Source organism: Bacteroides neonati (genome assembly GCF_000499785.1).
In the GTDB taxonomy this organism is placed as follows: Bacteria; Bacteroidota; Bacteroidia; order Bacteroidales; family Bacteroidaceae; genus Bacteroides; species Bacteroides neonati.
In genome coordinates, this window is record NZ_HG726028.1 from 125403 (window position 1) to 148441 (window position 23039).

Genomic DNA, 23039 nt, shown 5'->3' on the forward strand with positions numbered 1-23039 from the left:
TTTGATCATAATTACACTTTGCTAGTTATAACTAAAATGATCCGAATCTAAATTACGAATAGAAATAGATCTTTCTCTTGAAACGATTATCGATATATGCAAGACTCAAACATTTATAATCCAATACGGTATTTATCATAATCCCCCTATCCCTTAGAAGGTTCCTCTTACTAATGATTGACAAGACAATCAGAATAAAAAAGTACAAACAAAAAGAATTTATACTTTACTATTGTATCATTTCGATTCTCTCAAAAGTTAATTCATCATCACTAAAGTTGGGGTTCTTTACAAATGAAGTGCTTAAGTACAAACCATCTTTGCGAATAAAAAACAGTTTTGAGGCATAAACATTATCCGGGAATAAGGTTTCCCCTATCACCTCCAAGTTTTTATTCAAAATAATGATAGAAAAGCGAGACCGTCCTAACAACCATACATCGACGCATTTATCCGTCGGAAGCATTTCTGTTGCGGGATACACAAAGCGATAGTATACATCTCTATACTTATCATAAATCAAAGCCCCATAAAAAGGTATTTCACACAACGTTTTTGCTAGATCGCCCAAATCAGAAGGCACTCTTTTATCTGCATAAATACGGTCTAAATAGCGACTTTTGGCTTTTACTTTACGCTCCATTTTTCCATCGGGAGATACTACAAAGAGATTTTCATCAAAAAAGAATGAATACAAAAAATTAGTTCCGTCATAGCACTGCCCATAAGCCGACTCAACACTCAAAGTGCCCCGACTTAACTCTTCCGAACTAAGTACGGGAGGAAACCGTAATTCAAATTCACTCAATTGCCGAGTAGCAGTGTCGAGCATAAGAGTTACCGGACTATCCTCCATTACCTTATCAGTCAAACTCAGGTTAGGAGATTGAGGTATATATATTTTCTGATTTATAGTAGTTAAGGGAGTACGCGTACCTGCAACAAATGGCATGGCTCTTTTCCCTTGATCCGTTTCAGAATAAGGCAAACGCTTCCATATATGCCCTTTTTCATTTACCACATCTATCTCACTCTTCATCATGCATGGAATATAGATTTCATTCCAAGACCGAATGTAATAGCCACTAAACGCCCCTACTCCATTGGCTCCTTCCCTATCTAAGGTAATTGTTTTAACATGTCTCCGAGTGTTCATGTCGTACACAAGAATCTCAGACTCTTCGTCGTTCTGAAAAGTTAAGTATTCACGTCCTTCTTCATCCTCGAACGAGAACAGAGCTCTTATCAGAACGGTTGTTTTCGGATTCAACGAAAAGGTTATGGAATCGCCTGTTGGTTTCAAAACAGCTCCATCACTCACTGCCGATTGACAAGAGACGATTGTTAATATCAGACCGAGTACACCAACACATAAAAAAGACAGCTTCGACATATTATCACCTATTTAATTTAGTCTATAAAAAACAAGTATAGGATTACTATCCTCAGGGTTATTATCCAGTAAAGCAATTAACCGCTTATCAGTTACCTTTTCCCGATCCACATCAAACGGATAAATCGCTCCAATAATCTTATCTTGATGAATTGCCACAGGCAGCGGAAAACGACCTCCCATACCCAAATCATCCACTATGTTTTCGCTCTTCACATTCATTGTTTTATCCGTTTTCTTGTGCCAGACAGACAAATAGAATTCTCTCTTGATATAATATTTCACAACCAACTGTTCTTCGAGCTCATAAACATACAATAGTCTAATCCAGTCATTTTCTCCTGTCAACACTTCTTTCATAACGCAACAAGATAGGATTATCCTCCTCTGTAGACTCTTTCAACAGCTTTACCAAATTATCATCCAGACTCTTGCCTTGTTCCATTAATTGCAACAAGAGTCCCGGACGAAGCAAAGAAATAAAACCTCCCTCACTACTCACTCCTATTGGCGAGCTAAAGGCACCTACCTGAAGGTCGGTTTGAATTTTATCTTGAGTAAAGAGATACGAAGTATGATTCATTTTGTCGTAAAACCCAAAATACATTTGTTTATCCACATAATAGGGTACGCACAATAACCGCTCACTTTCGTACACCTCATAAAATGCAACATAATGTGATTCCATTAAAGCAGGTATATAGTTTGAGTTATTGGCAGCCTTTTCTTTTAGAAAATCAATCGGCGCCAACGTATCGTCTCCAAACCGAAACTGATATGCCGGCAATAGGCTATCGCTTTCTACACGATACAATACAGGGCTGAAAGGGGTGTACAAAGTAACCTCATCTCCTTGCTTATACAACTTGCGGGTAGTACCTATAGAGTAGCCGCTTTCAAAATCAATCGGCAGAAAGTTTTTCTTTACTTTAAAGTTCCCATCAGTTATAAAAACATAGGAGTTCGAAGCATCCGATGCCATCTTGTTATACCAAACATAATCGCCATTAGTGAGTTGCTCCATTTTATCACTATAAAACGGAAGTTTCTTTTCTGACAAAAAGCTAAAATCGTCCAAACTATAAAAGATTAGTTTCTGCTGCTCTATATCAATCACAGAGAGAGTCTTTTCTCGCTCATTAACAGCAAACGCAAAGGGGGTAACATACTCACCCGATCCATTTCCTTTTTTACCGATTTGCTGCAAGAAGTGTCCATCCAAGCCAAAAACATAAAGAGTTTTTGCCATCATGTTGTCTAACAGAAAATAACGTCCTCCCATTTCAATGCATTGACTGACAACTCCCAGCATACAACTATCATTTGTCTCTAACTTTACGTATGAAACAGATAATAAATCGGATGCAGGAAGTGTACTTTCTCCAGAAAAGTCAATTGTCACAAGCTCTACTTTTTTATCACCTACATTGCAAGAGATAAACAGCAATATAGCAAGAAAGTATATTAATCTACACATATTCATAATACCTCAAATCCGCAGCTAATTTATAACTGATTCAAATAGCGATTTAATTCACCTAATAGTTCCTACTCGTAGCTTTTCCCCCTGCTTTTCTCCTTGATTTCAGGTTATAGGGCATAGCTTCCCCTTTCCCCAGTTAGCTGAAGGCATAAGTAATCCCACGAAAAGTTGTTTTTACGGACTCCAAAGCAACTTGTATGGTTTGTCGGAATAAATATTGAGTACCCATTGTCTGCCTGTCTTTACCCATTTCGCAGGAACTGTAATGAATCGAAAGATAAATCGTTTGACTCGGCTTACCGGTTCAATATCTTCAAACACGGCTGCAACCTTCTCAATAAGGTAAGCATAAAAGTTTTTAGCCATGGCTGTAAGTAGCAGGAATACTGTATTCTCTTTGAGGAATGAACAGGGAAGATGACTCCACCCGAAATCGTTATTCATCATGTCGAATGTTCTTTCACAGGCTCCACGAGCATTGTAGAAGAGTACAATGTCTTTTTCAGAACTTTCATGGTCATTGGTTAAGATGCACCGATAGGTGTATTCACCATCAAATAGGTCCAATTGGTTGTCCTTACGCTTTTGCCTTTGAATAACAAGTCGGTAGTTTTCTTCTTGCAAAAAGGAAGTAAAAGGTATGGAGGTCACTTCATAATTCTCGAAGTTGATTTCTTCTTTTTTCCAATCTGTGATTTTCGTCATTTCTTCATACAGAGACTGACATTTGCCGGCTCGTATGTAGAACTTGTTGCAGTAGCCATGTGTCATACGGATAATCTCTTCCGAATAAGAACCACAGTCCATCCGGCAACGGTCTATGAATATTCCCCTATCGGCCAAACGACGAAAAGTCCGTTGGAGCGTATCCGCTTGACGAAAACGGACATTTGCGTTTGCGGCCCGATTTTCCACACCAACAATGTTACCACCAATAGTTGCCGTGCCGGGGAAATAACCACGTTTTTTCTTGTAAGAATACTGAGTGTCATACTTTTCTGTGGGAATAAACTGGTGGTCGAAGTCCAAGTTATAAAGCGTGTTTGGCTTGAGTTGTTCTGTTTGAAGGAGCATATCGAGCATCAAACTATTAAGCTGTTCCGCCTTATTGAAAGCATAGCTTGCTCCTTTTTGGGAAGTATAGTGGATATCCAATTCTGCGAGTTCTTTTATGCCTCTCAATAAAGTATCCGGACTGGGGATTTCAGTATCCGGGCGTAATTCAAGATGTTTGCCAAGGTGTTTGCCGATATCTTCGATGTGGTCACCGCCGCAATAGTAGATCCAAAATAGGCTCGAAATAATTTCGCTATATTGGTAACCGGCGTAGGAAGAACGTAATCCTAAAGATTTATCGATCACGGAATTCAGTCCTAAACGAGAAAATTCATCCATTGCGTAAAATATACCCCCAAAAGGAGTGATATTATCTGATTTTATGGCTATTTTTGTTGTCATATGCACAAGTACCTTTATGGTTTGTTTGGTAGCACTAATTTAGGTGAATCTTGTGACATAACCAAACCTTGAGGATGTTATTCATCCTCAAGTGTTTGGATTCTCTGAAAATAATATGACTGCGGATTTAAGGTAATATTAAGTTTAATCTAAAAAAAGTATTATTTAATTCGTAAATATCGTTACTACCTAAAGCAGCTAAATACTAATTTATTTTCATCAAAATCAGGATTAGCCGGATTATTTTCCGAGATATATAATCCTTTCTTGCCGATAAAACACATTTTAGGCAAATAACGGTCTTTAGGAAATCTCACCTCTTTGATCACTTTAAAGTCTCTACCGAGCACCATAACAGAAAATTCTTGACGAACGCCATCTAATTCCATTACATCAGTTCTAGCATCAACATCGCAAGCAAAAAGAGCGAATCGATAATAGACATCCCGATACTTATCATACATGAAGTGCCAGTACATCTCCTGTTCGCACATACTTCGTTGGCAGGTTATAATATCATCCCCGGAATAAGGAATACATTTTACCTGATTCAAATAACGGCTTTTGGAGATATAACTTCGAGATTGAATATGATCTGAAGTGACAATAATACTATCGCTTTTCATAAACGAATAAATAAAATTTTGACCGTCAAAATCGAAACTATACCCAACATCAGCAGATGAAGTTATAGGAGACTTTTGTTTAAACAGCACAGGGTATTTAAGAGGAAGTATTTTTATGTTGAAACTAAGAGTATCCATGATTGCACATAAAGGGGTAGATAACCAATCGGCACCACTCATTTCATTACCAAACACTCTTTGTGGTAGATAAAGTAAAGAGGTATCTATTATTAGGGGCATGTGACAATAGCTTACTGCATAAACTAAAGACAATGGTTTACCCTCATCACTCTGAGTATAATTATAAGATTGCATAATAGCCCCTTTATCATTGACAAGGCTTATAGCATGTTGTCCAGAGGAAGTGATATATATATGATTCAAATCTTTCACCCGATGCCCAAACATTCCAATAGCATTAGGACCGACTTCTTGTATTTCAATCCTTTTCACCAACTGCTGAGAGCCCATTTCATAAAACAAAATCTCATGCTGTCCCTTTTCGCTATTTTCAAATGAGAAATATTCATTTCCTGTATTCTCATCAACGAATGATGAAATAGACTTACTGAAATAATACGTCTTCTCATCAATCGGAAAAGCAATTTTCTCAACTAAAGTAAATTCACTCAATTCACCCTTTCGAGAAGAAACGCATGAAATGAGGAGTAAGCAAACTATACTATATCCAATTATTTTTTTCATCATCAAACAATTAATATATTTACGATAAAGTATCCGGAAAGTTTTAGAAACTTCCCGGATATTTTATTATAGCCAATTACAATTGCTACCTACAAGTAAACAAACACTGCCATAATTAATTGGGGAAGTATAAATGGCAATTGCCACTATTCCTATGAAAAAGAGATAAATGGTTTGTCTCATCGTGTTATTGTATTTAATTTAAAAGCTTTGCAACAAAGATACCCGCACAGACCTTTACTACCAAATAAAATGGCTGACAAACACTGACAAATAGAATTTTATGCAAAAATAGCCCATTCCATCGAAGGTGTTTTTTCAAAATCAAGAACTTTTTTCAAGCTATTGCTAACGTCACATAGCGTCACAAAGTCTTATTGCAGTATTCAATCATTCGATTTAACCAATTCAATACGCCGAAAACAGAGTTTATCATCGCTAAAGTTGGGATTCTTAACGAAGCTCGTACTCAAATATAAGCCATCTTCGCGAATAAAGAAATGGTTAGAAGCATAGGTATTCTCGGGAAACAAAGTCTCGCCTACCACCTCGAACTCTTTATTCAAAATCATGATAGAAAACTTAGTTCGCCCCAACTGCCAAATATCCATAGCATTGTCATGCGGTTGCACTTCTGTTTCAGGATACACAAACCGATAATAAACATCGCGGTACTTATCATAAATCAAATTGCCATAAAATGGAATTTGGCATAATATCTTAGGAAGAGAGGCCAAGTCAACATTTTGGTTGGAAAGATCGAACCGATCCAGATAACGACTTTTGGCAGAAACAGCACGCAAAACATCTCCAGACAAAGAAACAACTTTAATCTTTTCATCAAAAAAGAAAGAGTAGACGAAATTCGTATCATTAAAGGTCTGACTATAAAGAAACTCAACACCCAACGTATTGCCTCTAGTACGTTCGGAAGGAAGAACAGGCGGAAACCTCAACGAGAACTCTCTTAATTCATTGGCCACAGTATCTAAAACAAGAGTTACCGGGCTGTCTTCTACCGTCCGGCTACCCAACCTACGATTCGGACATTGTTGGTTTATATACATCTTTTTATTGATTATCTCCAAAGGCATATACGGAAATGATGATGCTATAATCGGAAGCGTTTCTTTGCCCTCAACAGTTTTCAAATACTGTATCCGTCGGCGAATTTTTCCCTCACTATCTACTACATCTATCTCATTCCTCATCATGCAGGGAATGTAAATTTCATCCCATGATTGAATGTTATATCCGCAGAAAACACCCACACCATCGGCACCTTCTTTGTCTAAGCTGATAGTCTTAACATACTGTTGCGTAGTCATATCATAGACCAAGATCTGTGGTTCGACATCATTTTGAAAAGTCAAAAACTCGTTCCCTTTCTCATCGGTATATGGAAAAAGTGCTTTAATGAATACAGACGTTTGCGGATTCAACAAAAACACCAATGAATCAGTACTAGGTTGCAGTACATACAGATCTCGTTCTTCCTGACGGCAGGAAAAAAATAAAGAGAGCGAAACTAAAGTAAAGAAGCAAACACAACTAATTTTACACATAAGATTAACGTTTAAAAAACTAATAACAATCCGAGACTTTATATGGCGCGTGATTGTTGTCAGCATTATTAATATATCGGAGCAATGACTATTACATACCGCAATAGCAGCCAGCTCCATTGCCCCATGCACAAATTCCAGTACGATTATTCATACAATAGGTGTTCTACCGATTTTTCTCCAAGCCAATGCTTCCACATTAGCCAATGCCAAATCCGACATAGTTACCGTTCTCTGTGATTGATATATATTATAGCCTGCAAATGTTGCAACTACAGCGACTATCAAGGTCGCAAAAAATTTCTTGCTCATAATATGAGTTGTTTTATGAGATTAATAATCTTCAAATAGAATTCTTTCATTTTGTCATTTTTCAATAAAAAAACAATAAGATTTTATTCTCTTTTCATTTCAAAACATCTCTATATAATCCCATCTATATCAAAATAAGCAAACTGTATAGCTACATCATCCACACTCATTATAATTCTTTTGTTTTCATCATCATAGCAAAAGTCACTTATACCATATCCTGTTTCTAAAGTCTGAAGATAATTACCATTCACATCAAAAATCATAAATTTAGTAGGACATTTGGATTTTACCCCTCCATTTTGATTCTTAATAAAAGTATCCTCTCCTGAATAAGAGACTAATATTTTATCCCCACAAAAAAGAATATCTGCATAGTAAAGTGTTCTGTTCGATTTTCTGTTATCCCAATCCGGACCATATATATTATATTTCAAGTTTCCATCCAATCCGCAAATTGTCATTAAATCATGATAATGATAACATTCAACATATATTTCATGCTCTATGGATGCAGCAAAACAAATACGCTTCTTCTCTATCTCAGAATGCTCATATCTCATAGGCTTTATTTCTCCTGTAGACATATTCCATTCTGCTACAGTTGGTTTGAAGTCAAAATCGCCTATAGTATTAATAATAAGCCCAAAACATAGAGTATCACTAATATATTGATACCGATCCGGAAACTGCTTTTCATTCATTTTCATTTTTATCATGGGCTTATAATTGGAGGCGAGAAGAACACTATCCAAATCATAACTAAAAATAAGTTGTTTGCCATGGTCATTCACATAAAATTTTCGGTGAACCTCATCAACTCCGATATGTCCGATATTTGTAATTTCTTCAGGTCCCTCGCCTCTAAATCCTGTACTAATTAAATAGTCAAAGTTCTTCTTATTAAACAAATGGATCAGCTTATCATTTGAACTTGGATCACTAATTATCAAATAATTATTAATCAAGTATAGCTGAGCGTTTCCCCCAATCAAAACATCATCAATCTTTATTTCTTCCACCCTATCTCGAATATCAACAATATTATTACGCTTGTTCTGATATTTTTCTGTTTCAGAATTACGCATACAGCCACAACAAATAGTTATAAATAACAAATACAATATTTTTTTCATTGCCTAAATCAAAAGAGTAATCGTTTTATTTATTAGGATTTATCTCTCCACTTGCCAGTGCTTCTATGTTATCCAATGCCAAGTCAGACATAGTTACTGTTCTCTGTGATTGATATATATTATGGCCTGCAAACGTTGCAACTACAGCGACTATGAGGGTCACAAAAAATTTCTTGCTCATAATTTAGTTTTGTTTATGAGATAAATAATCGTTTAATGGTTTTCTATTACTTTAGCATGGATTCATACAACAAGAACATCAAGGAATATCAAACGTATAAATTACACTCTCCTTATCTTTACACAAAGCATACACTTTTTTCTGCTTAGATTGCACCGCCAAACAATAGACTGGCTTATCCAGCAAATAACGAGCAGTCAAAACTCCCTCCCAATTCCACCCTTCTAAAACAGTGCTATCCTTTTCATTCGTTAAAAGGTAAATAGATTCATTATCAGCATAAGGGAAAGAAGAATAATAGACATACCTTTCGCCTGATTCGATTGTTTTAGGTCGTTCCACCATCGTTTCGGCCAACATATCACCCTTCGAATTATAAATTCTACAACATTTCATATAAGAATAAAAAGAAGCAAACTTATCCCCTTTAGGATTAGCTACGGTCAACTTGTTATAAACAAATCGATTCAACTCACCGTCTTTTTTCGCCAAAATGCCATCTGGATAGATTCCAAAATAAGTTAGATTCTCTTCTTCGTCCAATAAAACAAACTCAGACTCTTCCTTATCAGAAATAAAGCAATAACGTCCATTCTCTAGAAAGAGAAAACGGTTTAATCCGCGCTCTTCGACATTCAGTTGTTTGTCAACAACTACTTTAAAAGTACCAGCCGCATCGACTACAACTTCTTTTACTTTATTGGATGCCAATTCAAAAAGCTTAAAGCCTTGCGAAGTTTCACTGAATGTCCGATCAAGCATTAAGAACTCGTAGGGGCCTTGTCCTTTGGTTCCTGCACTGAACAAATAGTCGCAATGTGGCAAACTCCAGAATGAGAACAAGGTATCTCGGCGTTGTTCATAAGTCACCAACATATCATTCGCAACAAACAAACGTGTAACCGATAGCAAAACAGGAGGAATCGAAATACTATCTGCCGTTAATGAGACCAATTTAGGAAGCTGGTCACCCAGCTTCCCTTTCGATATACACCCATTTATCAATAGGCATATCAAGAGTATTCCCCAATTGCTATTGTTTCTCATCTTTAACAGGTAGATTTGTTACTTGCTTCCAACAACCAATATGCCTCACACTCACTGCAAATCCAAGCCCAATAAGCCAATGAGTCATCATCGGGTGCCTTTCTCCATGTATCATAACAGGAGCGGCTATCACTGCCTTCTCCTTGAGCCAATGCGTCCACATTCACCAACGCCAAATCCGACATAGTTACCGTTCTCTGTGATTGATATATATTATAGCCTGCAAACGTTGCAACTACAGCGACTATCAAGGTCGCAAAAAATTTCTTGCTCATAATTTCGTTTTGTTTATGAGATAAATAATTATTTAATTATTAGTCCGTAACTCTCTTTCGGAAAGTCACTTGTTCCGTAGAAAAAGAAAATGCTGCTAACGTTTCCTCAATCTTTATGCACCTCAATTACTACATATTTTTTACTTCAAATAAAGTATTTGAAGTATCGGATTTAAATCATCCACTTCATTTTTACACCAGAAGGTTAGCGTATTATTACCAGATGCCGACGTTTTACCATTATACTCAACACCATCTATATCATTCTTTGTATTTTTACCAACTAAAGCCTTATGATATTCCTTCGAATAAAATAATATCCTTAACCCACGCTCACTCGACCAATAAGATGCAAAGATCCATTTAGATGATTCTATATAATTGGTTCTTATAAAGTCCTTGATATGCTGACTAGAAGTTTCTGAGTTGTATTTCTCTGTAGGTTCGGGTTTAATTGTAATTGGATAAGCAAGTGAGAACTGTCCCGACACATACCGATATACTTCATTATCCAAGTCGGGAGCCATCAAAGAAATTGTATCATCAAAAACAGAAAACTCCCAATCAAAATTACAGGAACTTAAATAGTCTTTATTTCTACTAAGCAATTTCTTTTTCGTATGTCCCAAAGAGTCTACAAGATAAAAGCCAGCCGTACTATCCGTTTCGCAAGCTCGTGATAGAAGATAGTTTTGATCGGTTAGCCTCACAAAATCAGACGGGTACATATCTAAAAATATTTTCTTAACAAAGTTTCCATTCAAATCATACGATAGAATACTTTTTGTCCATACGTCTAGTAGCAAAACCAGACGATTTTCCTCATCATAATCAAATTGTTTAAGAACCATATACTCGCCCGGTCCACTTCCTTTCTTATCTATCTTGGATAAATAATGCCCTTCTTTATCGAAAATCCAAACTACAGGCAATCTACCATCTAATACCAAAATACGGTCAGAACTTATAATAACATCTTTAATTTTACCGATCAAACACTTTTCTGTCGTTTCAAGATTAATATAATTAAGCGAATCTACAAACGATGAATAAAGCAAAGTGTCTTGCACATTTGCTGTCAAATCAATAATAATATTATCTTCAACTCTTTGTTTACCTTTGTGACATGCTCCCAAAACAAGAATCAATAACACATATACATATCTTTCCATCTTATTCTTGATTAAATAGATGCTTATTATGGTATTATACCACTATAAGCATCCATTGTTAGTTTAGAAATATCACCAAGGAGTACATTTTCCCCATTCGCTGCTATATTTGCACTTATCATCAGGACTATTGACAGCACCTTCAAGTTTCCTTTACCGTCATAGCATTTTGTCAACTTATACCCTGTAGCGGTATTTGAGACACCTTCGCCACTACTTGCCAATGCTTCCACATTAGCCAACGTCAAATTCGACATAGCAACCGCTCTCTGTGACTGATATATATTATAGCCTGCAAACATTACAACTACAGCAACTATCAGAGTTGCAAAAAAAATTGCTCATTTAGTTATTTATGAGGTTAGTAATCATTTAGTAATTAATTCGTGGCTCTCTTTCGGGAAGTCACTTGTTCCGTAGAAAAAGAAAATGCTGCATTCGCTCGTTTTAAACCTTAAAATAATTACCTTTGTGTTTGAGAAACCTCCTTTCTTTTGGTTTTTCGGGAGTGAGCGATCTTCTGTTTTAGACCTACATGGATCGCGCCACTTCTTTTTCTATTCATCAAGGCAACACTGTTAGTATACCAAACATTCATTATTGATTTATTTTAAACTCTAAGAAAGTAGGTTCAGGAATATCTGCAAACCCATAAATAATAGAATTATCGGCCGACACACATAAGATTTTTATTGGGATATCCAAGATCAATCGTTTTACAGGTTTTCCATCCCAATCAAATACATAAATAACACTTCCCTCAAAAGCTTTTGTCTTCATATCTTTATAGCTCTTTCCGGAGTATAATAAGTAAACATATTGATCCGTAGCGTAAGAGTCAATAAACCCCATTTTGTTTTCTGCACTTTGAGGTGCAGACATGGAATGTTGTGATACCTCTGTTTTATATTCGGGATAAGCAAATGCATATTGGCATCTTTTGTTTATACCATCTTCATTAATATTATAAAAGAAAACAATTGGAGCCGTACGTACGGCATAGACCAATTTAGTCATAGCAGGATTAGATTTTACAGTTCCTTGATAAGCCATACCTCTAACGCGATTAGGAATCTTCCTCTCCACCTCATCTCTATAGGGGTATTCAAAGAAAGATTTGAGAGAACCTTTGTCATTAAACAATCTAAATAATTCATTCTCATAAAATCCAATGCCAATGAAAGTGTTGTATATAGTAGGAATTACATTTATACTATTCATACTATCTCTAACAATTAGAGGAAACGATTCTTTCCCCCTAGCCTTTACAGCATTTAAATCAATTGAGAACAAAGAGTGCTTAAAAACGTCATATACTCCCATTCTATATCCTTCACCAATATTCTGAAAGGAAAATGGTTGGAGGAATTCATTCACGCCCTGCCCTTTTTTGCCAAACCGAAGGAACTCGTAAGAGTTCCTTACATCAATAAGTGTAAAGATACTATCGAGCGTATTATCATATACCACTACAGATGAATCAACATAATGCAAAAAGGCAGGACTGCCCCAAACCATATCATCTGATAGTGGACGCTCGTGAGTAAGTTCTTGCGAATCTACAAACATCTCCTCAAGAGATTTTATATTCTCTCCTCTTTGACAAGATACCCAAAGAATCAAAGTCCATATTACACACAGATACTTCATAAATCCATACATATTTTATTAGTATAATTCAAAAATTATCACCGCCACACACTTTGTATATCCATAATTAACGTCTCCGTGCTGTGGCCAGTACACGTATTTATATCCACTATCAAACCAGACAGAGTGAATAGGCATCAATTAACTGGTACAAAAAATAAGATTGGATTCAAATCCTCTTCTTCGACAGATGTATATAAATTCCGCAGAATCTCTTTATCTTGATTCGGAAACTCTTTCTTATACTCCCTTAACTCCTCTCGGGTATAGGTATATATTAAAGAATTATTTACCGATCCCACCGCAGCTTGTTTCATCTTAGGCAACCCAGCTAATAAGTTGGCGTATATCGATACGCTTCCATTTATATATTTCACAAAATAATCTTGATCATATTTGAAGCTAAAAAAGAATCCTCCATCCTTCAATGGGATAAAATCCTTCAGCCAACGAGCATATTTATCAAGACTCCCTCCCCACATCTCTTCATTTGTAACAGCCGACTTATACTCCTGCCCATCAATCCATTTTCCTTTAAAATCAATGAGACAAGCAGGGATAAGGTCATCACTACCTTTCTCCACTTTATAAACTATATTTGATAACGGCCACACGATATACCCATCTCTCATAGAATTGTATGTAGCAATACTAACATCCTTAAACCATTTATTTTTTGGCAAGAACGTTTTTTCCTCACCGTTAGAAGTTATAAAATGTAGGTTATGATTTGATTTCCTATTGATATTAGGATCCAATAAATAAATTCCAGATGGAGTCAAAGACATCGAAAAATAAGGATAATCAAACTGTGCTTTTTCTTTTATATAAGTTCCATCTAAGTCATAAGACTTTATACTTCGATACCCATCTAAAACATATAATGTATCATGATAAACCGCCATATCAGAAACAAAAGTAACTTCTCCAGGCCCTTGCCCCTTTGCTAGCTTCGATTGATACTTTCCTGATTTATCAAAAATAAAGAGTGTTGGCTCTAGCATAGATAATACATATACCCTATCATTATGGCATACTACTTTAGCGATATCGGCTAACAGCGATTCATCCGTGACTTCTAACTTAACTGTCGAAAAACTCGTAAAGGCTGACGAATCCTTTTGCACGTCTTTAGTACGTAAATCGACCACTACCACTGGATAATTACCTGACACCACCCCACTCTTTCTACACGAGGTACATAGTAATACAACTAATACTAAATAATATACATTTTTCATACAAACTATTTTAAATGTTTATTGACTAAAGCAAAACGATACAGATTCTTTTTATAGAAACCTACACCTTTCAAGTGCCCCGACTTAAGAACTAAGTATGGGAGGAAGCCGCAATTCACGGCTCTTCGTCGTTCTGAAAAGTTAAGTATTCACGTCCTTCTTCATCCTCGAACGAGAACAGAGCTCTTATCAGAACGGTTGTTTTCGGATTCAACGAAAAGGTTATGGAATCGCCTGTTGGTTTCAAAACAGCTCCATCACTCACTGCCGATTGACAAGAGACGATTGTTAATATCAGACCAAGTACACCAACACATAAAAAGACAGCTTCGACATATTATCACCTATTTAATTTAGCCTATAAAAAACAAGTATAGGATTACTATCTTCAGGGTTATTATCCAGTAAAGCGATTAACCGCTTATCAGTTACCTTTTCCCGATCCACGTCAAACGGATAAATCGCTCCAATAATCTTATCTTGATGAATTGCCACAGGCAGCGGAAAACGACCTCCCATACCCAAATCATCCACTATATTTTCGCTCTTCACATTCATTGTTTTATCCGTTTTCTTGTGCCAGACAGACAAATAGAATTCCCTCTTGATATAATATTTCACAACCAACTGTTCTTCGAGCTCATAAACATACAATAGTCTAATCCAGTCATTTTCTCCTGTCAACACTTCTTTCATAATATCATCAGAGGTGTATTTCTCGAACAGTTCGGCAGGAGGAAGTGTAAGATCACCCCATGCAAAAGCATAGCAACGGTTCAAAGAGTCATTACTTAATTCGTAGATTTCGTTACTAAAGTGCGGATAAATTCTGATACGATCATTGAATAAATAAAAATTAGTAGCACTACCGTGAAGTATTTTGCCCGATGGGAGGCCGTCATAGCATTGGTGCACCACATTGCCGGCGCCATCGGCTATAATGACCTGCTTCCCTGAGAACACATCATTCTTCCTCAAAGGATAATAGTAAATATATAAATCCTGATTGGGTATCGAAGCAAAAGATAAAGGGGCCGGAGCAGGAAGTACTATATTATCAAGAAAGTGCAGATCGCTCAATTGATATTTCAGCAATCGATTTAGTTGCCTGTCTAAGATAAAGATAAACCCACTCCGATCGATCCAAAAGGAGTGAGGAGAGATAAATTCGCCGGGACCATCTCCCACTCCCTCCAATTTAGTGATATACTTTCCATCGGTTGTAAACACGTACAACGCATTCGATTTATTATTATCAAGTATATATATTTTATCGTTATAAATTTCAATTTGATTCATATTGCCAAACAAGGCACCTTCGGGCGACTCTAAGGCAACATAAGAATAATCAGCCATAAGACTGGAAGCATTTGTCGGGTTCAAATTTCCAAAGTCAACAGTGGCCTCTTCCGTCTTATTAGTGTTAGGTGGGTTAACACAACAACTACACAAGAACATGATACCGAATAAAGCAAACCAATTAAATTTCATAGCATATCTTTTTTTGAAGGTTATCGAGCGTTGCCCTTAATCGAGAGCTTCACGGGCGAAGCCTCAGCATTGCAATGCACCGTTATCGTTTTATTAAAATGTTCGGGATGATCGGCTTTATAGCGAACTTTTAGTTCCGTGCTTTTCCCGGGCGGTGTGGGAGCTTTATCATAAACTACCGAGGTGCAGCCGCAAGAGGTAACCACATCGATAATCACCAACGGGTGATTGCCCGTATTGGTGAGTTCAAAACTTCCCGTTTGCTCTTGCCGCCAATCGAACTCGCCCATATCCAACATCGCTATAGGGCACGCTACGACTGTTTGCATCCTTGCCGTTTCTTTGGGGGCTTTGTCGCCCATAATGATTTGGAGATACAGCTCTTTCACTCTAGGGTTCTGAATAGGATTGCCAATGGCAACTACTTTGTTCTCTTTATCGAGCAGAAAGGTTTGAAACATCATATCGGACGGGAAATGATTTAGTTTATTGAATGAATCATTTTCGTCGATACAAACAGGATGCGCAAACCGCTCAGTTCTGAGTGTATGGTAAACTTCCACCCCACTTTTCGGGAAAAAGAAAAATAAAAATTGGACCGATTGATTACTCACCGAATCGACATAAGACATCAATTGACTCCAATCAGACAACCGAAGTTTACAACTAGTGCATCCAGCCGAATCAACATAATTTATTATTTTATATTTATTTAATATTAAATTATCTACTGTATCCTTTCCTCGTAAAGTAAAAGTTGGATTAGGAGGAAATAAGATTTCTTTCTGCATCCACTCATTAAGCAAGGTCGCAATTTCATTTTTTCTTGTATCAGTACATGAAAAAAATACTAGAATAAGAAAAGAGCATATATATCTCATATTATAAATAAACTAGTTCAACAACTTAAAAGAAAAAAAACTGTAAACCCCTCCTTTTTGGCAGCCTACTCCGATACATTTTTTAGAATCCTCATCTATAAAAAAGCTATATAAATAAGTATTCAGTCGATACCTAGCTACCAGATTGCCCTCCCAATCAATAACTAAAATGGAGCATTCGGGTTTCGCCTTACTTAGTCCACGTGTATCCGGACTCAAAAGGTAGATATGCTTTTCGGTAGTATATGCACCACTAAAATGTATATATTGTCTTTCATAAGATAAATCGACAACTTTATCATTGGCCGGTGGATAGTCGAGAAAAACCTCATGAAGCAACGTTCCATTTCGTTCGTAAATACGAAAACGGCGATTCAAGCAATAATACAGTACAAACCGACTTTTATCCGGCTTCATTCGTAAACTATGTGCATAGGCTATCTTAAAATCCTTGAGGCGCTTAAATCGATTAGGAGATTCCGGGTATTCTCCTTTAGATTTTTGCTGTTGAGTACGGCTATTTAGTAGATGAAATTCATTCAATCCCTTACACTCGTAATTGTCAACATAAATATAATTTCCATCCCCAATACTTTCTATTGTAGCGCGTGGCAACCACTTACACAATACAAAAGAAGAAGTCTGTTCTAAAGAGTCGCCTTTCCATTCAAAGACATCAGCCACACCATTCTTAACACTACAATAGTGACCATTCTCTACAAAAGAAAGATCACATTCCATAGAGCGCTTATACAAAAAATGCAGTCCCGGATAACGATAAATGCTAACCATACCATAATCGCCATGCGACATCACTTTATCTCCCATTTGCACTACTGTATGGCTGGCTTTATTTTCCGCGAAAGGAATTTCCGTCACACAAACAGTGGTATCGAGAGGGAAAGAGCTACAATAACGAACCTCTGGCGGTTCACTGACTGATTGACATCCCAATAGAGATATGAAACAAACACCGACAAGCAGCATCAAACCGTATTTATTCATAATTCATATTTTACTAATACAAACTCGGGATTCGCACCAATGGCATAAAGCACATTACTTGTTCTATCAGCGGCTATGCGCATAATCGGCATACCTAAATCTACAATTTTAATCAGATGCCCTTCATAATCATAAAGAAAAACGGTATGAGGGCATTTACTCGCATCTCTGCCAACAGTCGTTTCATCCATGGGGTCGATCGATTGATCACGCTGTAATGTTATTATGAAATCTTTACTCATACAGACACCTCTAATTCCTTGAATTTTACGGTCAAATATGATCTTGTCCGCACTTATTTCGTACGTTTTAATATCTGGGTGAACCTCCCATTGCAATACAAATGTGTTTCCGATCTTTTTATATAGAGCTAGATATGGGATAGAATAAGAAGAGTAGAGAAACAAACCATCGACTGCATCATAGGCTTTGTCACCTCCCAAGTGTTGTTTGATCTCAGAAATGGGATACACTCCAAAGGTCGATTCTTGCCCTTGTATATTAGCTTTGCAATAGGAGTCGTCGCCATCCTCTGTCACTCCTACAAAGACACCCTCTTCCCACTCTCCCATAGTTGGTCGCGATTCTTTTTCATGAGCAGTTAAAGGAATAAATGTCTTTCGCTGATCTATCAAACTATCTAACGATAAATAGCCCTTTGTATTGCCATTGGCATCTGTGGCAAAGAAGCGATTGTCAATGCAAGAAAGACTGATGCCACCTGTTATAAACTCCTCCGGTCCTTCACCTACAGCCCCCATACTCCCCACTACATTACCACTCATTTTATCATGAACATGCACAAAATAATCTCGCGCAAACGGATCTTCCCATACCAAAAATTGATCGGTGACAATCAATTTACCAGGCATCGTAGTCATTAAATCTTCATTGAGCAATTCAGGCAAAGCTTTTTCATACTTCAAATTCGAGTGCCCGATACAACTCGGCAATAAACAAAAAATGGCCAATATAAGTAATGTATTCTTCATAATATTTTAAACCTTTCATAAACGGATGTATCAGCATTAATACTGATACATCCAAGATTAACTTTTAGTTATAATGCGAGCAATTAGTTCTATGTTCACAAGCTCCTGTAGAGGTTTGGGGTCTTGCATATGTATGATGTAAACCAAAACAAACACAACATTCTTGATTCCATGTCCCTTCACAATTAGTCCCCTCAATTTCACCATTGGCCAATGCCTCCACATTCGCCAACGCCAAATCCGACATAGTTACTGTTCTCTGTGATTGATATATATTATAGCCTGCAAACGTTGCAACTACAGCGACTATCAGGGTCGCAAAAAATTTCTTGCTCATAATTTAGTTTTGTTTATGAGATAAATAATTATTTAATTATTAGTTCGTGACTCTCTTTCGGGAAGCCACTTGTTCCGTAGAAAAAGAAAATGCTACATTCGCTCGTTCTAAGTCTTAAAATAATTACCTTTGTATTTGAGAAACCTCCTTTCTTTTGGTTTTTCGGGAGTGGGCGATCTTCTGTTTTAGACCTACATGGATCGCTCCACTCCTTTTTTACTCGTTAGTTAACTCTGTTAATACATAAAGCCATAACCTTGACTTACATATTTTACCTTATCAGACATAATCGGACAATCAACAGAGCCGGAACCAATACAAGCAGTTTGAGAAGGAGTTTCGCCATTAGCCAACGCTTCCACATTTTGCAATAATTCAGTGCTTAAATTGTAAGATTCTACCACGGAGTTCCAATGCCCACAGAAGCAACTAAGAGAAACAGCAGCAATCAAGAAAAAAGTGACTTTTAAAAACGTTTTCATAATATCTGTGTTTAAGTGTTCAGCACAAATCTAAAGAAAAGATTCAATAAAGCATCATTTTTTGCGTTACAAAGCGTTACAGCTTAGTAATTTGATCATAATTACACTTTGCTAGTTGTAACTGAAAATGATCCGAATCTAATTTACGAATAGAAATGGATGTATCTATGCTCAGTGCTTTGCGCAAGCGAAAAAGAGTTGTGCGGAAGCTCTCTTTCGCACTATACTTACTACCCCATAAATGCTCGCTAATCTCACTACGAGTGAGTGTATAATCAGGAGCAATCAAAAAGGCAGATAGCAAAGTACAAATTTGAGGAGAAAGCCGTCTTACTTCGCCGTTGAAAATCAGTTGCCTTTGGCTTGCATCAAAAACAAGTTCCGGACTTAATATGTAGACCAATGAGGTTGTTTCTTCTTCCTCTTCCGTGTTTACTAATTTTTCCTGTTGTTCTCGCTCCCGCTCTGCCATTAAGCACTCCGCCGATATTTGTGCCAGAAGTAAACGTTTCTTTGCCCGGAACAAAAAACAGAAAAGAATCGTCAAGGTGATAGCTATACCTACTATCATCACAAACGGGAAAAGATGAAACAAGAAAACCGTAAACCATGAATAAAAGAAAAAACCGCAAACCTCAATCTCACATCGATCTCCCAAATAGGCTATAAAGGAAATAGGTGGCTGATAAGTATCATGCATTTTGGTCTCAGCAAAAAAGGCTCGGCCATTTAGATTAGTCCGCGAAACACGTATAGCACTCTTGATCAACACAAACTGCTCCTCGAGCTTACTTGTCCAAAGCAGATTAAGCGTGTCGGAAGAAAAGCCGCTTTCTTCACAAACAACCGAATGGCACGACCGCTCCTGAAGGTGCTGCGAAATATTTTTCTTACTTTTATTCGGATCTATCCGATACGTTCTTACCCCCTCTTGGGTTGTGATATGAAGAATCAGCGGAAGGGTATCGGTCAATACACCCGAGGAGGTGACAAATAGCCCTAACGCTTTTCCTTTTCTTTGTATCTCCTCTTTTAGTACCTGCACAAAGAGTTTTTCTGCCGTTGCGCACATTGCCACCTCGTTTCTTTGATAGAAATAAATAGCAATCAACAATAAAGAAATCGTTATCAGCCCTATACCTAAAAGTCGTGTCGTTTTTCTCATTTTCATTAGTCTTTCTGTTTTCTCAGTCCTCTTTTGGCAAATGTAGAATAAAGATTTCTATTTTAAATTACTTATAACGTCACAAAACACGTCACAAAAGAAAAAAACAGTCACAAAACATGTTACAAAGTCTTATTGCAGTATTCAATCGTTCGATTTAACCAATTCAATACGTCTAAAACAAAGCTTATCATCGCTAAAATTGGGATTCTTAACGAAACTCGTACTCAAATATAAACCATCTTCGCGAATAAAGAAATGGTTGGAGGCATAGGTGTTTTCGGGAAACAAAGTCTCACCTACCACCTCGAACTCTTTATTCAAAATCATGATCGAAAACTTACTGCGCCCCAACTGCCAAATATCCATAGCATTGTCATTCGGTTGTACTTCTGTTTCAGGATACACAAACCGATAATAAACATCCCGGTACTTATCATAAATCAAATTGCCATAAAATGGAATTTGGCATAATATTTTAGGAAGAGAGGCCAAGTCAACATTTTGGTTGGAAAGATCGAACCGATCCAGATAACGACTTTTGGCAGAAACAGTACGCAGAATATCTCCAGACAAAGAGACAACTTTAATCTTTTCATCAAAAAAGAAAGAGTAGACGAAATTCGTATCATTAAGAACTTGACTATAATCGAACTCAGAGCCCAATGTATTACCTTGAATACGCTCAGAAGTCATAATAGGGGGAAACCTCAACGAAAATTCGTTTAACTCACCGCTGATCGTATCTAAGACAAGAGTTACCGGGCTATCTTCTACTGCCCGATTACCTAACCTACGATTCGGACATTGTTGATTTATGTATATCTTTTCATTGATTATATACAAAGGAGTATATGGACATGATAATACCATGACCGGAAGTGTCTGTTTGCCTTCAACGGTTTTCGAATACTGTATTCGTCGGCGAATTTTCCCCTCGCTATCTACTACATCTATCTCATTCCTCATCATGCAGGGAATATAGATTTCATCCCATGATTGAATGTAATAGCCACAGAAAACATCCACACCATCGGCGCCTTCTTTGTCTAAAGTGATAGTCTTAACGTACTGTTGCGTATTCATGTCATAGACCAAGATCTGTGGTTCGACATCATTTTGAAATGTCAAAAACTCATTCCCTTTCTCATCGGTATATGGAAAAAGTGCTTTAATGAATACAGACGTTTGCGGATTCAATAAAAACACCAATGAATCATTGCCGGGCTGCAACACATACGTATCTCGCTCAACAGAACCACAGGAAACGAGCAAAAAGAGCGAAACTAAAGTCAAAAAGAAAACACAACTAATTTTATGCATAAGATTGATCTTTTAATCATAAAGTTATTTTTTCATCGAATAAATCAGCAGAAGGGTATTTTCTCCGAAAGTCAACTAACTCGCAACCTATATAATTTTAAAGTCTCAAAATCAACCGTCGTATCTTTCGGATTATTTCCACCTACAATCAAGCCCTCCTTATCAACTCCAAAAAACAGAAAGTTATATTTGTAATTATCCAATTGATGCTCTGCTATTATTTCGAGTTTACTATTAAATACAGCCAATACTATTTTCTTATCATAAGGAGTCGGTGCTTCAGAAAGCTGTTCTTTAAGCTCACCAATCTGTATTCTATAATAAAGATCTTTATATTTATCATAAATGGGAGTATAAAACACAGGATTCTCTATCCAATGTTCCCAACGAGCTTTTTCATTTTGTGGATTACCATTATAAGGAGACACATTACTGTGTATCAAACGGCTCTCACCACCTGCTACCCTACCGTTTTGTTTTAGAATATTGTAAACAAAAATATCTGACAAACAGGTAAAGTTATAACAAATACGGTCATCGGAAATCCACATATTCAAATTACGATTTTGCCCCATACGCTGCCAATTCTCCTGCATATAAGAAGGTAGATAAATCGGTAATAAGCGCCACGTTTGATTTTCGATATTATATTCAGCAAACAGTTGCTGACCTTCGGGATACGGATAGGGTTCTTTCGATGTAATGAGTCGACCATATATACGATTCTGACTCCGATTATAAAATGGCTGAGCAAACGCTCCTACGTCAAAATTCGCGATATAATCACTTCCCGAATAATTCATCGTTTCCCGCTTCAAGACCTCTCCATTACTATTTAATATCAAGAATCCATTGTCGGCAAAACAAACAATAGAATCGGATGACAACACCTGCATATTATCAATATAGGGAACTCCATTCGCACCTTCTCTCTCCAACTCAATTATGATAGGACAATGCTTTCTTATTAAAATCAAATACATCAATTGCCCAGGTTTTTGTATTAAAAGCATACATAGCCGTATTCTCCTTTGTAGAATAGATAAAGGTAGCAGAGGGGTAAGACGACAAAGATACAGAATCTAATGGTATGCATATTGAGTCTGTCTGGAGCTTAAC

The 23039-nt window shown here is 37.0% G+C and carries 22 protein-coding genes and 2 pseudogenes; all 24 read right to left on the minus strand.

Going from position 1 to position 23039, the window contains the following annotated elements:
* Window positions 1-229: 229 nt before the first annotated feature.
* The 24 genes and pseudogenes from TY03_RS20035 to TY03_RS20135 all read right to left on the minus strand — a co-directional run bounded on the left by TY03_RS20035 (window position 230) and on the right by TY03_RS20135 (window position 22933).
* Window positions 230-1393, minus strand: a complete 1164-nt coding sequence (locus TY03_RS20035) for a DUF4221 family protein (RefSeq protein WP_042373244.1) — start codon at window positions 1391-1393, stop codon at window positions 230-232.
* Between the two features lie 12 nt (window positions 1394-1405).
* Entirely contained in the window at window positions 1406-1753 is a 348-nt protein-coding gene (locus TY03_RS20040) for a 6-bladed beta-propeller (protein WP_042373246.1), read from the minus strand.
* Window positions 1725-2795, minus strand: coding sequence for a 6-bladed beta-propeller (locus tag TY03_RS20045; RefSeq protein ID WP_222860410.1), 1071 nt, complete (start codon window positions 2793-2795; stop codon window positions 1725-1727). Before TY03_RS20045 ends, TY03_RS20040 begins: the two co-directional genes overlap by 29 nt.
* A 255-nt stretch (window positions 2796-3050) precedes the next feature.
* Window positions 3051-4334 (minus strand): IS1380 family transposase, encoded by a 1284-nt coding sequence (locus TY03_RS20050; protein ID WP_042366226.1) that lies wholly within the window; start codon window positions 4332-4334, stop codon window positions 3051-3053.
* A gap of 185 nt (window positions 4335-4519) precedes the next feature.
* Window positions 4520-5668 (minus strand): DUF4221 family protein, encoded by a 1149-nt coding sequence (locus TY03_RS20055; protein WP_042373250.1) that lies wholly within the window; start codon window positions 5666-5668, stop codon window positions 4520-4522.
* Window positions 5669-6051: 383 nt separating this feature from the next.
* Window positions 6052-7230 (minus strand): DUF4221 family protein, encoded by a 1179-nt coding sequence (locus TY03_RS20060; RefSeq protein WP_042373253.1) that lies wholly within the window; start codon window positions 7228-7230, stop codon window positions 6052-6054.
* Between the two features lie 183 nt (window positions 7231-7413).
* A pseudogene (locus TY03_RS22105) lies at window positions 7414-7542 on the minus strand (NVEALA domain-containing protein); the annotation flags it as partial.
* Window positions 7543-7652: 110 nt separating this feature from the next.
* Window positions 7653-8678, minus strand: a complete 1026-nt coding sequence (locus TY03_RS20065) for a 6-bladed beta-propeller (protein WP_042373255.1) — start codon at window positions 8676-8678, stop codon at window positions 7653-7655.
* 49 nt (window positions 8679-8727) lie between these two features.
* Window positions 8728-8859 (minus strand): annotated as a pseudogene (locus TY03_RS22110) (NVEALA domain-containing protein); the annotation flags it as partial.
* A 78-nt stretch (window positions 8860-8937) separates the two neighbouring features.
* Window positions 8938-9906, minus strand: coding sequence for a TolB-like 6-bladed beta-propeller domain-containing protein (locus TY03_RS20070; protein ID WP_042373257.1), 969 nt, complete (start codon window positions 9904-9906; stop codon window positions 8938-8940).
* Window positions 9907-9908: 2 nt separating this feature from the next.
* Window positions 9909-10181: an NVEALA domain-containing protein gene (locus TY03_RS20075; RefSeq protein ID WP_042373259.1), complete on the minus strand. Its 273-nt coding sequence runs from the start codon at window positions 10179-10181 to the stop codon at window positions 9909-9911.
* Between the two features lie 140 nt (window positions 10182-10321).
* On the minus strand, window positions 10322-11353 hold the full coding sequence (locus TY03_RS20080) for a 6-bladed beta-propeller (protein WP_042373263.1): 1032 nt from the start codon (window positions 11351-11353) through the stop codon (window positions 10322-10324).
* Between the two features lie 26 nt (window positions 11354-11379).
* Window positions 11380-11655 carry an NVEALA domain-containing protein gene (locus TY03_RS23140; RefSeq protein WP_042373265.1) on the minus strand — a complete coding sequence of 92 codons (276 nt, stop codon included), beginning with the start codon at window positions 11653-11655 and terminating at the stop codon, window positions 11380-11382.
* A gap of 295 nt (window positions 11656-11950) precedes the next feature.
* Window positions 11951-13003, minus strand: a complete 1053-nt coding sequence (locus TY03_RS20090) for a BF3164 family lipoprotein (RefSeq protein ID WP_042373359.1) — start codon at window positions 13001-13003, stop codon at window positions 11951-11953.
* A 137-nt stretch (window positions 13004-13140) separates the two neighbouring features.
* On the minus strand, window positions 13141-14244 hold the full coding sequence (locus tag TY03_RS20095) for a 6-bladed beta-propeller (protein ID WP_042373267.1): 1104 nt from the start codon (window positions 14242-14244) through the stop codon (window positions 13141-13143).
* Window positions 14245-14592: 348 nt separating this feature from the next.
* On the minus strand, window positions 14593-15735 hold the full coding sequence (locus TY03_RS20100; RefSeq protein ID WP_081713147.1) for a 6-bladed beta-propeller: 1143 nt from the start codon (window positions 15733-15735) through the stop codon (window positions 14593-14595).
* Between the two features lie 20 nt (window positions 15736-15755).
* On the minus strand, window positions 15756-16616 hold the full coding sequence (locus TY03_RS20105) for a DUF1573 domain-containing protein (protein WP_042373271.1): 861 nt from the start codon (window positions 16614-16616) through the stop codon (window positions 15756-15758).
* A gap of 12 nt (window positions 16617-16628) precedes the next feature.
* Window positions 16629-17621 carry a hypothetical protein gene (locus TY03_RS21660; protein ID WP_052332577.1) on the minus strand — a complete coding sequence of 331 codons (993 nt, stop codon included), beginning with the start codon at window positions 17619-17621 and terminating at the stop codon, window positions 16629-16631.
* Entirely contained in the window at window positions 17618-18613 is a 996-nt protein-coding gene (locus TY03_RS20115; RefSeq protein ID WP_148335738.1) for a hypothetical protein, read from the minus strand. The genes TY03_RS21660 and TY03_RS20115 overlap by 4 nt, the downstream gene beginning before the upstream one ends.
* A 64-nt stretch (window positions 18614-18677) precedes the next feature.
* The gene (locus TY03_RS22115) at window positions 18678-18950 is read right to left on the minus strand and encodes an NVEALA domain-containing protein (RefSeq protein WP_074434220.1); all 273 of its coding nucleotides are present in this window, start codon (window positions 18948-18950) and stop codon (window positions 18678-18680) included.
* A 236-nt stretch (window positions 18951-19186) separates the two neighbouring features.
* Complete coding sequence (locus tag TY03_RS20120; protein ID WP_042373273.1) at window positions 19187-19432, minus strand: NVEALA domain-containing protein; 246 nt, start codon at window positions 19430-19432, stop codon at window positions 19187-19189.
* A 76-nt stretch (window positions 19433-19508) separates the two neighbouring features.
* The gene (locus TY03_RS20125) at window positions 19509-20603 is read right to left on the minus strand and encodes a winged helix-turn-helix domain-containing protein (protein ID WP_042373275.1); all 1095 of its coding nucleotides are present in this window, start codon (window positions 20601-20603) and stop codon (window positions 19509-19511) included.
* Between the two features lie 138 nt (window positions 20604-20741).
* On the minus strand, window positions 20742-21920 hold the full coding sequence (locus TY03_RS20130; protein ID WP_042373278.1) for a DUF4221 family protein: 1179 nt from the start codon (window positions 21918-21920) through the stop codon (window positions 20742-20744).
* Between the two features lie 71 nt (window positions 21921-21991).
* Window positions 21992-22933 (minus strand): DUF4221 family protein, encoded by a 942-nt coding sequence (locus TY03_RS20135; RefSeq protein ID WP_081713148.1) that lies wholly within the window; start codon window positions 22931-22933, stop codon window positions 21992-21994.
* Window positions 22934-23039: the final 106 nt, after the last annotated feature.

Excerpts from the sequence above, each read along its gene's own strand:
- TY03_RS20035 (WP_042373244.1), bottom strand. The coding sequence starts at position 1,393 with ATGTCGAAGCTGTCTTTTTTATGTGTTGGTGTACTCGGTCTGATATTA.
- TY03_RS20040 (WP_042373246.1), bottom strand. The coding sequence starts at position 1,753 with ATGAAAGAAGTGTTGACAGGAGAAAATGACTGGATTAGACTATTGTAT.
- TY03_RS20050 (WP_042366226.1), bottom strand. The coding sequence starts at position 4,334 with ATGACAACAAAAATAGCCATAAAATCAGATAATATCACTCCTTTTGGG.
- TY03_RS20055 (WP_042373250.1), bottom strand. The coding sequence starts at position 5,668 with ATGATGAAAAAAATAATTGGATATAGTATAGTTTGCTTACTCCTCATT.
- TY03_RS20060 (WP_042373253.1), bottom strand. The coding sequence starts at position 7,230 with ATGTGTAAAATTAGTTGTGTTTGCTTCTTTACTTTAGTTTCGCTCTCT.
- TY03_RS20065 (WP_042373255.1), bottom strand. The coding sequence starts at position 8,678 with ATGAAAAAAATATTGTATTTGTTATTTATAACTATTTGTTGTGGCTGT.
- TY03_RS20070 (WP_042373257.1), bottom strand. The coding sequence starts at position 9,906 with ATGAGAAACAATAGCAATTGGGGAATACTCTTGATATGCCTATTGATA.
- TY03_RS20075 (WP_042373259.1), bottom strand. The coding sequence starts at position 10,181 with ATGAGCAAGAAATTTTTTGCGACCTTGATAGTCGCTGTAGTTGCAACG.
- TY03_RS20080 (WP_042373263.1), bottom strand. The coding sequence starts at position 11,353 with ATGGAAAGATATGTATATGTGTTATTGATTCTTGTTTTGGGAGCATGT.
- TY03_RS23140 (WP_042373265.1), bottom strand. The coding sequence starts at position 11,655 with ATGTTTGCAGGCTATAATATATATCAGTCACAGAGAGCGGTTGCTATG.
- TY03_RS20090 (WP_042373359.1), bottom strand. The coding sequence starts at position 13,003 with ATGAAGTATCTGTGTGTAATATGGACTTTGATTCTTTGGGTATCTTGT.
- TY03_RS20095 (WP_042373267.1), bottom strand. The coding sequence starts at position 14,244 with ATGAAAAATGTATATTATTTAGTATTAGTTGTATTACTATGTACCTCG.
- TY03_RS20100 (WP_081713147.1), bottom strand. The coding sequence starts at position 15,735 with ATGAAATTTAATTGGTTTGCTTTATTCGGTATCATGTTCTTGTGTAGT.
- TY03_RS20105 (WP_042373271.1), bottom strand. The coding sequence starts at position 16,616 with ATGAGATATATATGCTCTTTTCTTATTCTAGTATTTTTTTCATGTACT.
- TY03_RS21660 (WP_052332577.1), bottom strand. The coding sequence starts at position 17,621 with ATGAATAAATACGGTTTGATGCTGCTTGTCGGTGTTTGTTTCATATCT.
- TY03_RS20115 (WP_148335738.1), bottom strand. The coding sequence starts at position 18,613 with ATGAAGAATACATTACTTATATTGGCCATTTTTTGTTTATTGCCGAGT.
- TY03_RS22115 (WP_074434220.1), bottom strand. The coding sequence starts at position 18,950 with ATGAGCAAGAAATTTTTTGCGACCCTGATAGTCGCTGTAGTTGCAACG.
- TY03_RS20120 (WP_042373273.1), bottom strand. The coding sequence starts at position 19,432 with ATGAAAACGTTTTTAAAAGTCACTTTTTTCTTGATTGCTGCTGTTTCT.
- TY03_RS20125 (WP_042373275.1), bottom strand. The coding sequence starts at position 20,603 with ATGAAAATGAGAAAAACGACACGACTTTTAGGTATAGGGCTGATAACG.
- TY03_RS20130 (WP_042373278.1), bottom strand. The coding sequence starts at position 21,920 with ATGCATAAAATTAGTTGTGTTTTCTTTTTGACTTTAGTTTCGCTCTTT.
- TY03_RS20135 (WP_081713148.1), bottom strand. The coding sequence starts at position 22,933 with ATGCTTTTAATACAAAAACCTGGGCAATTGATGTATTTGATTTTAATA.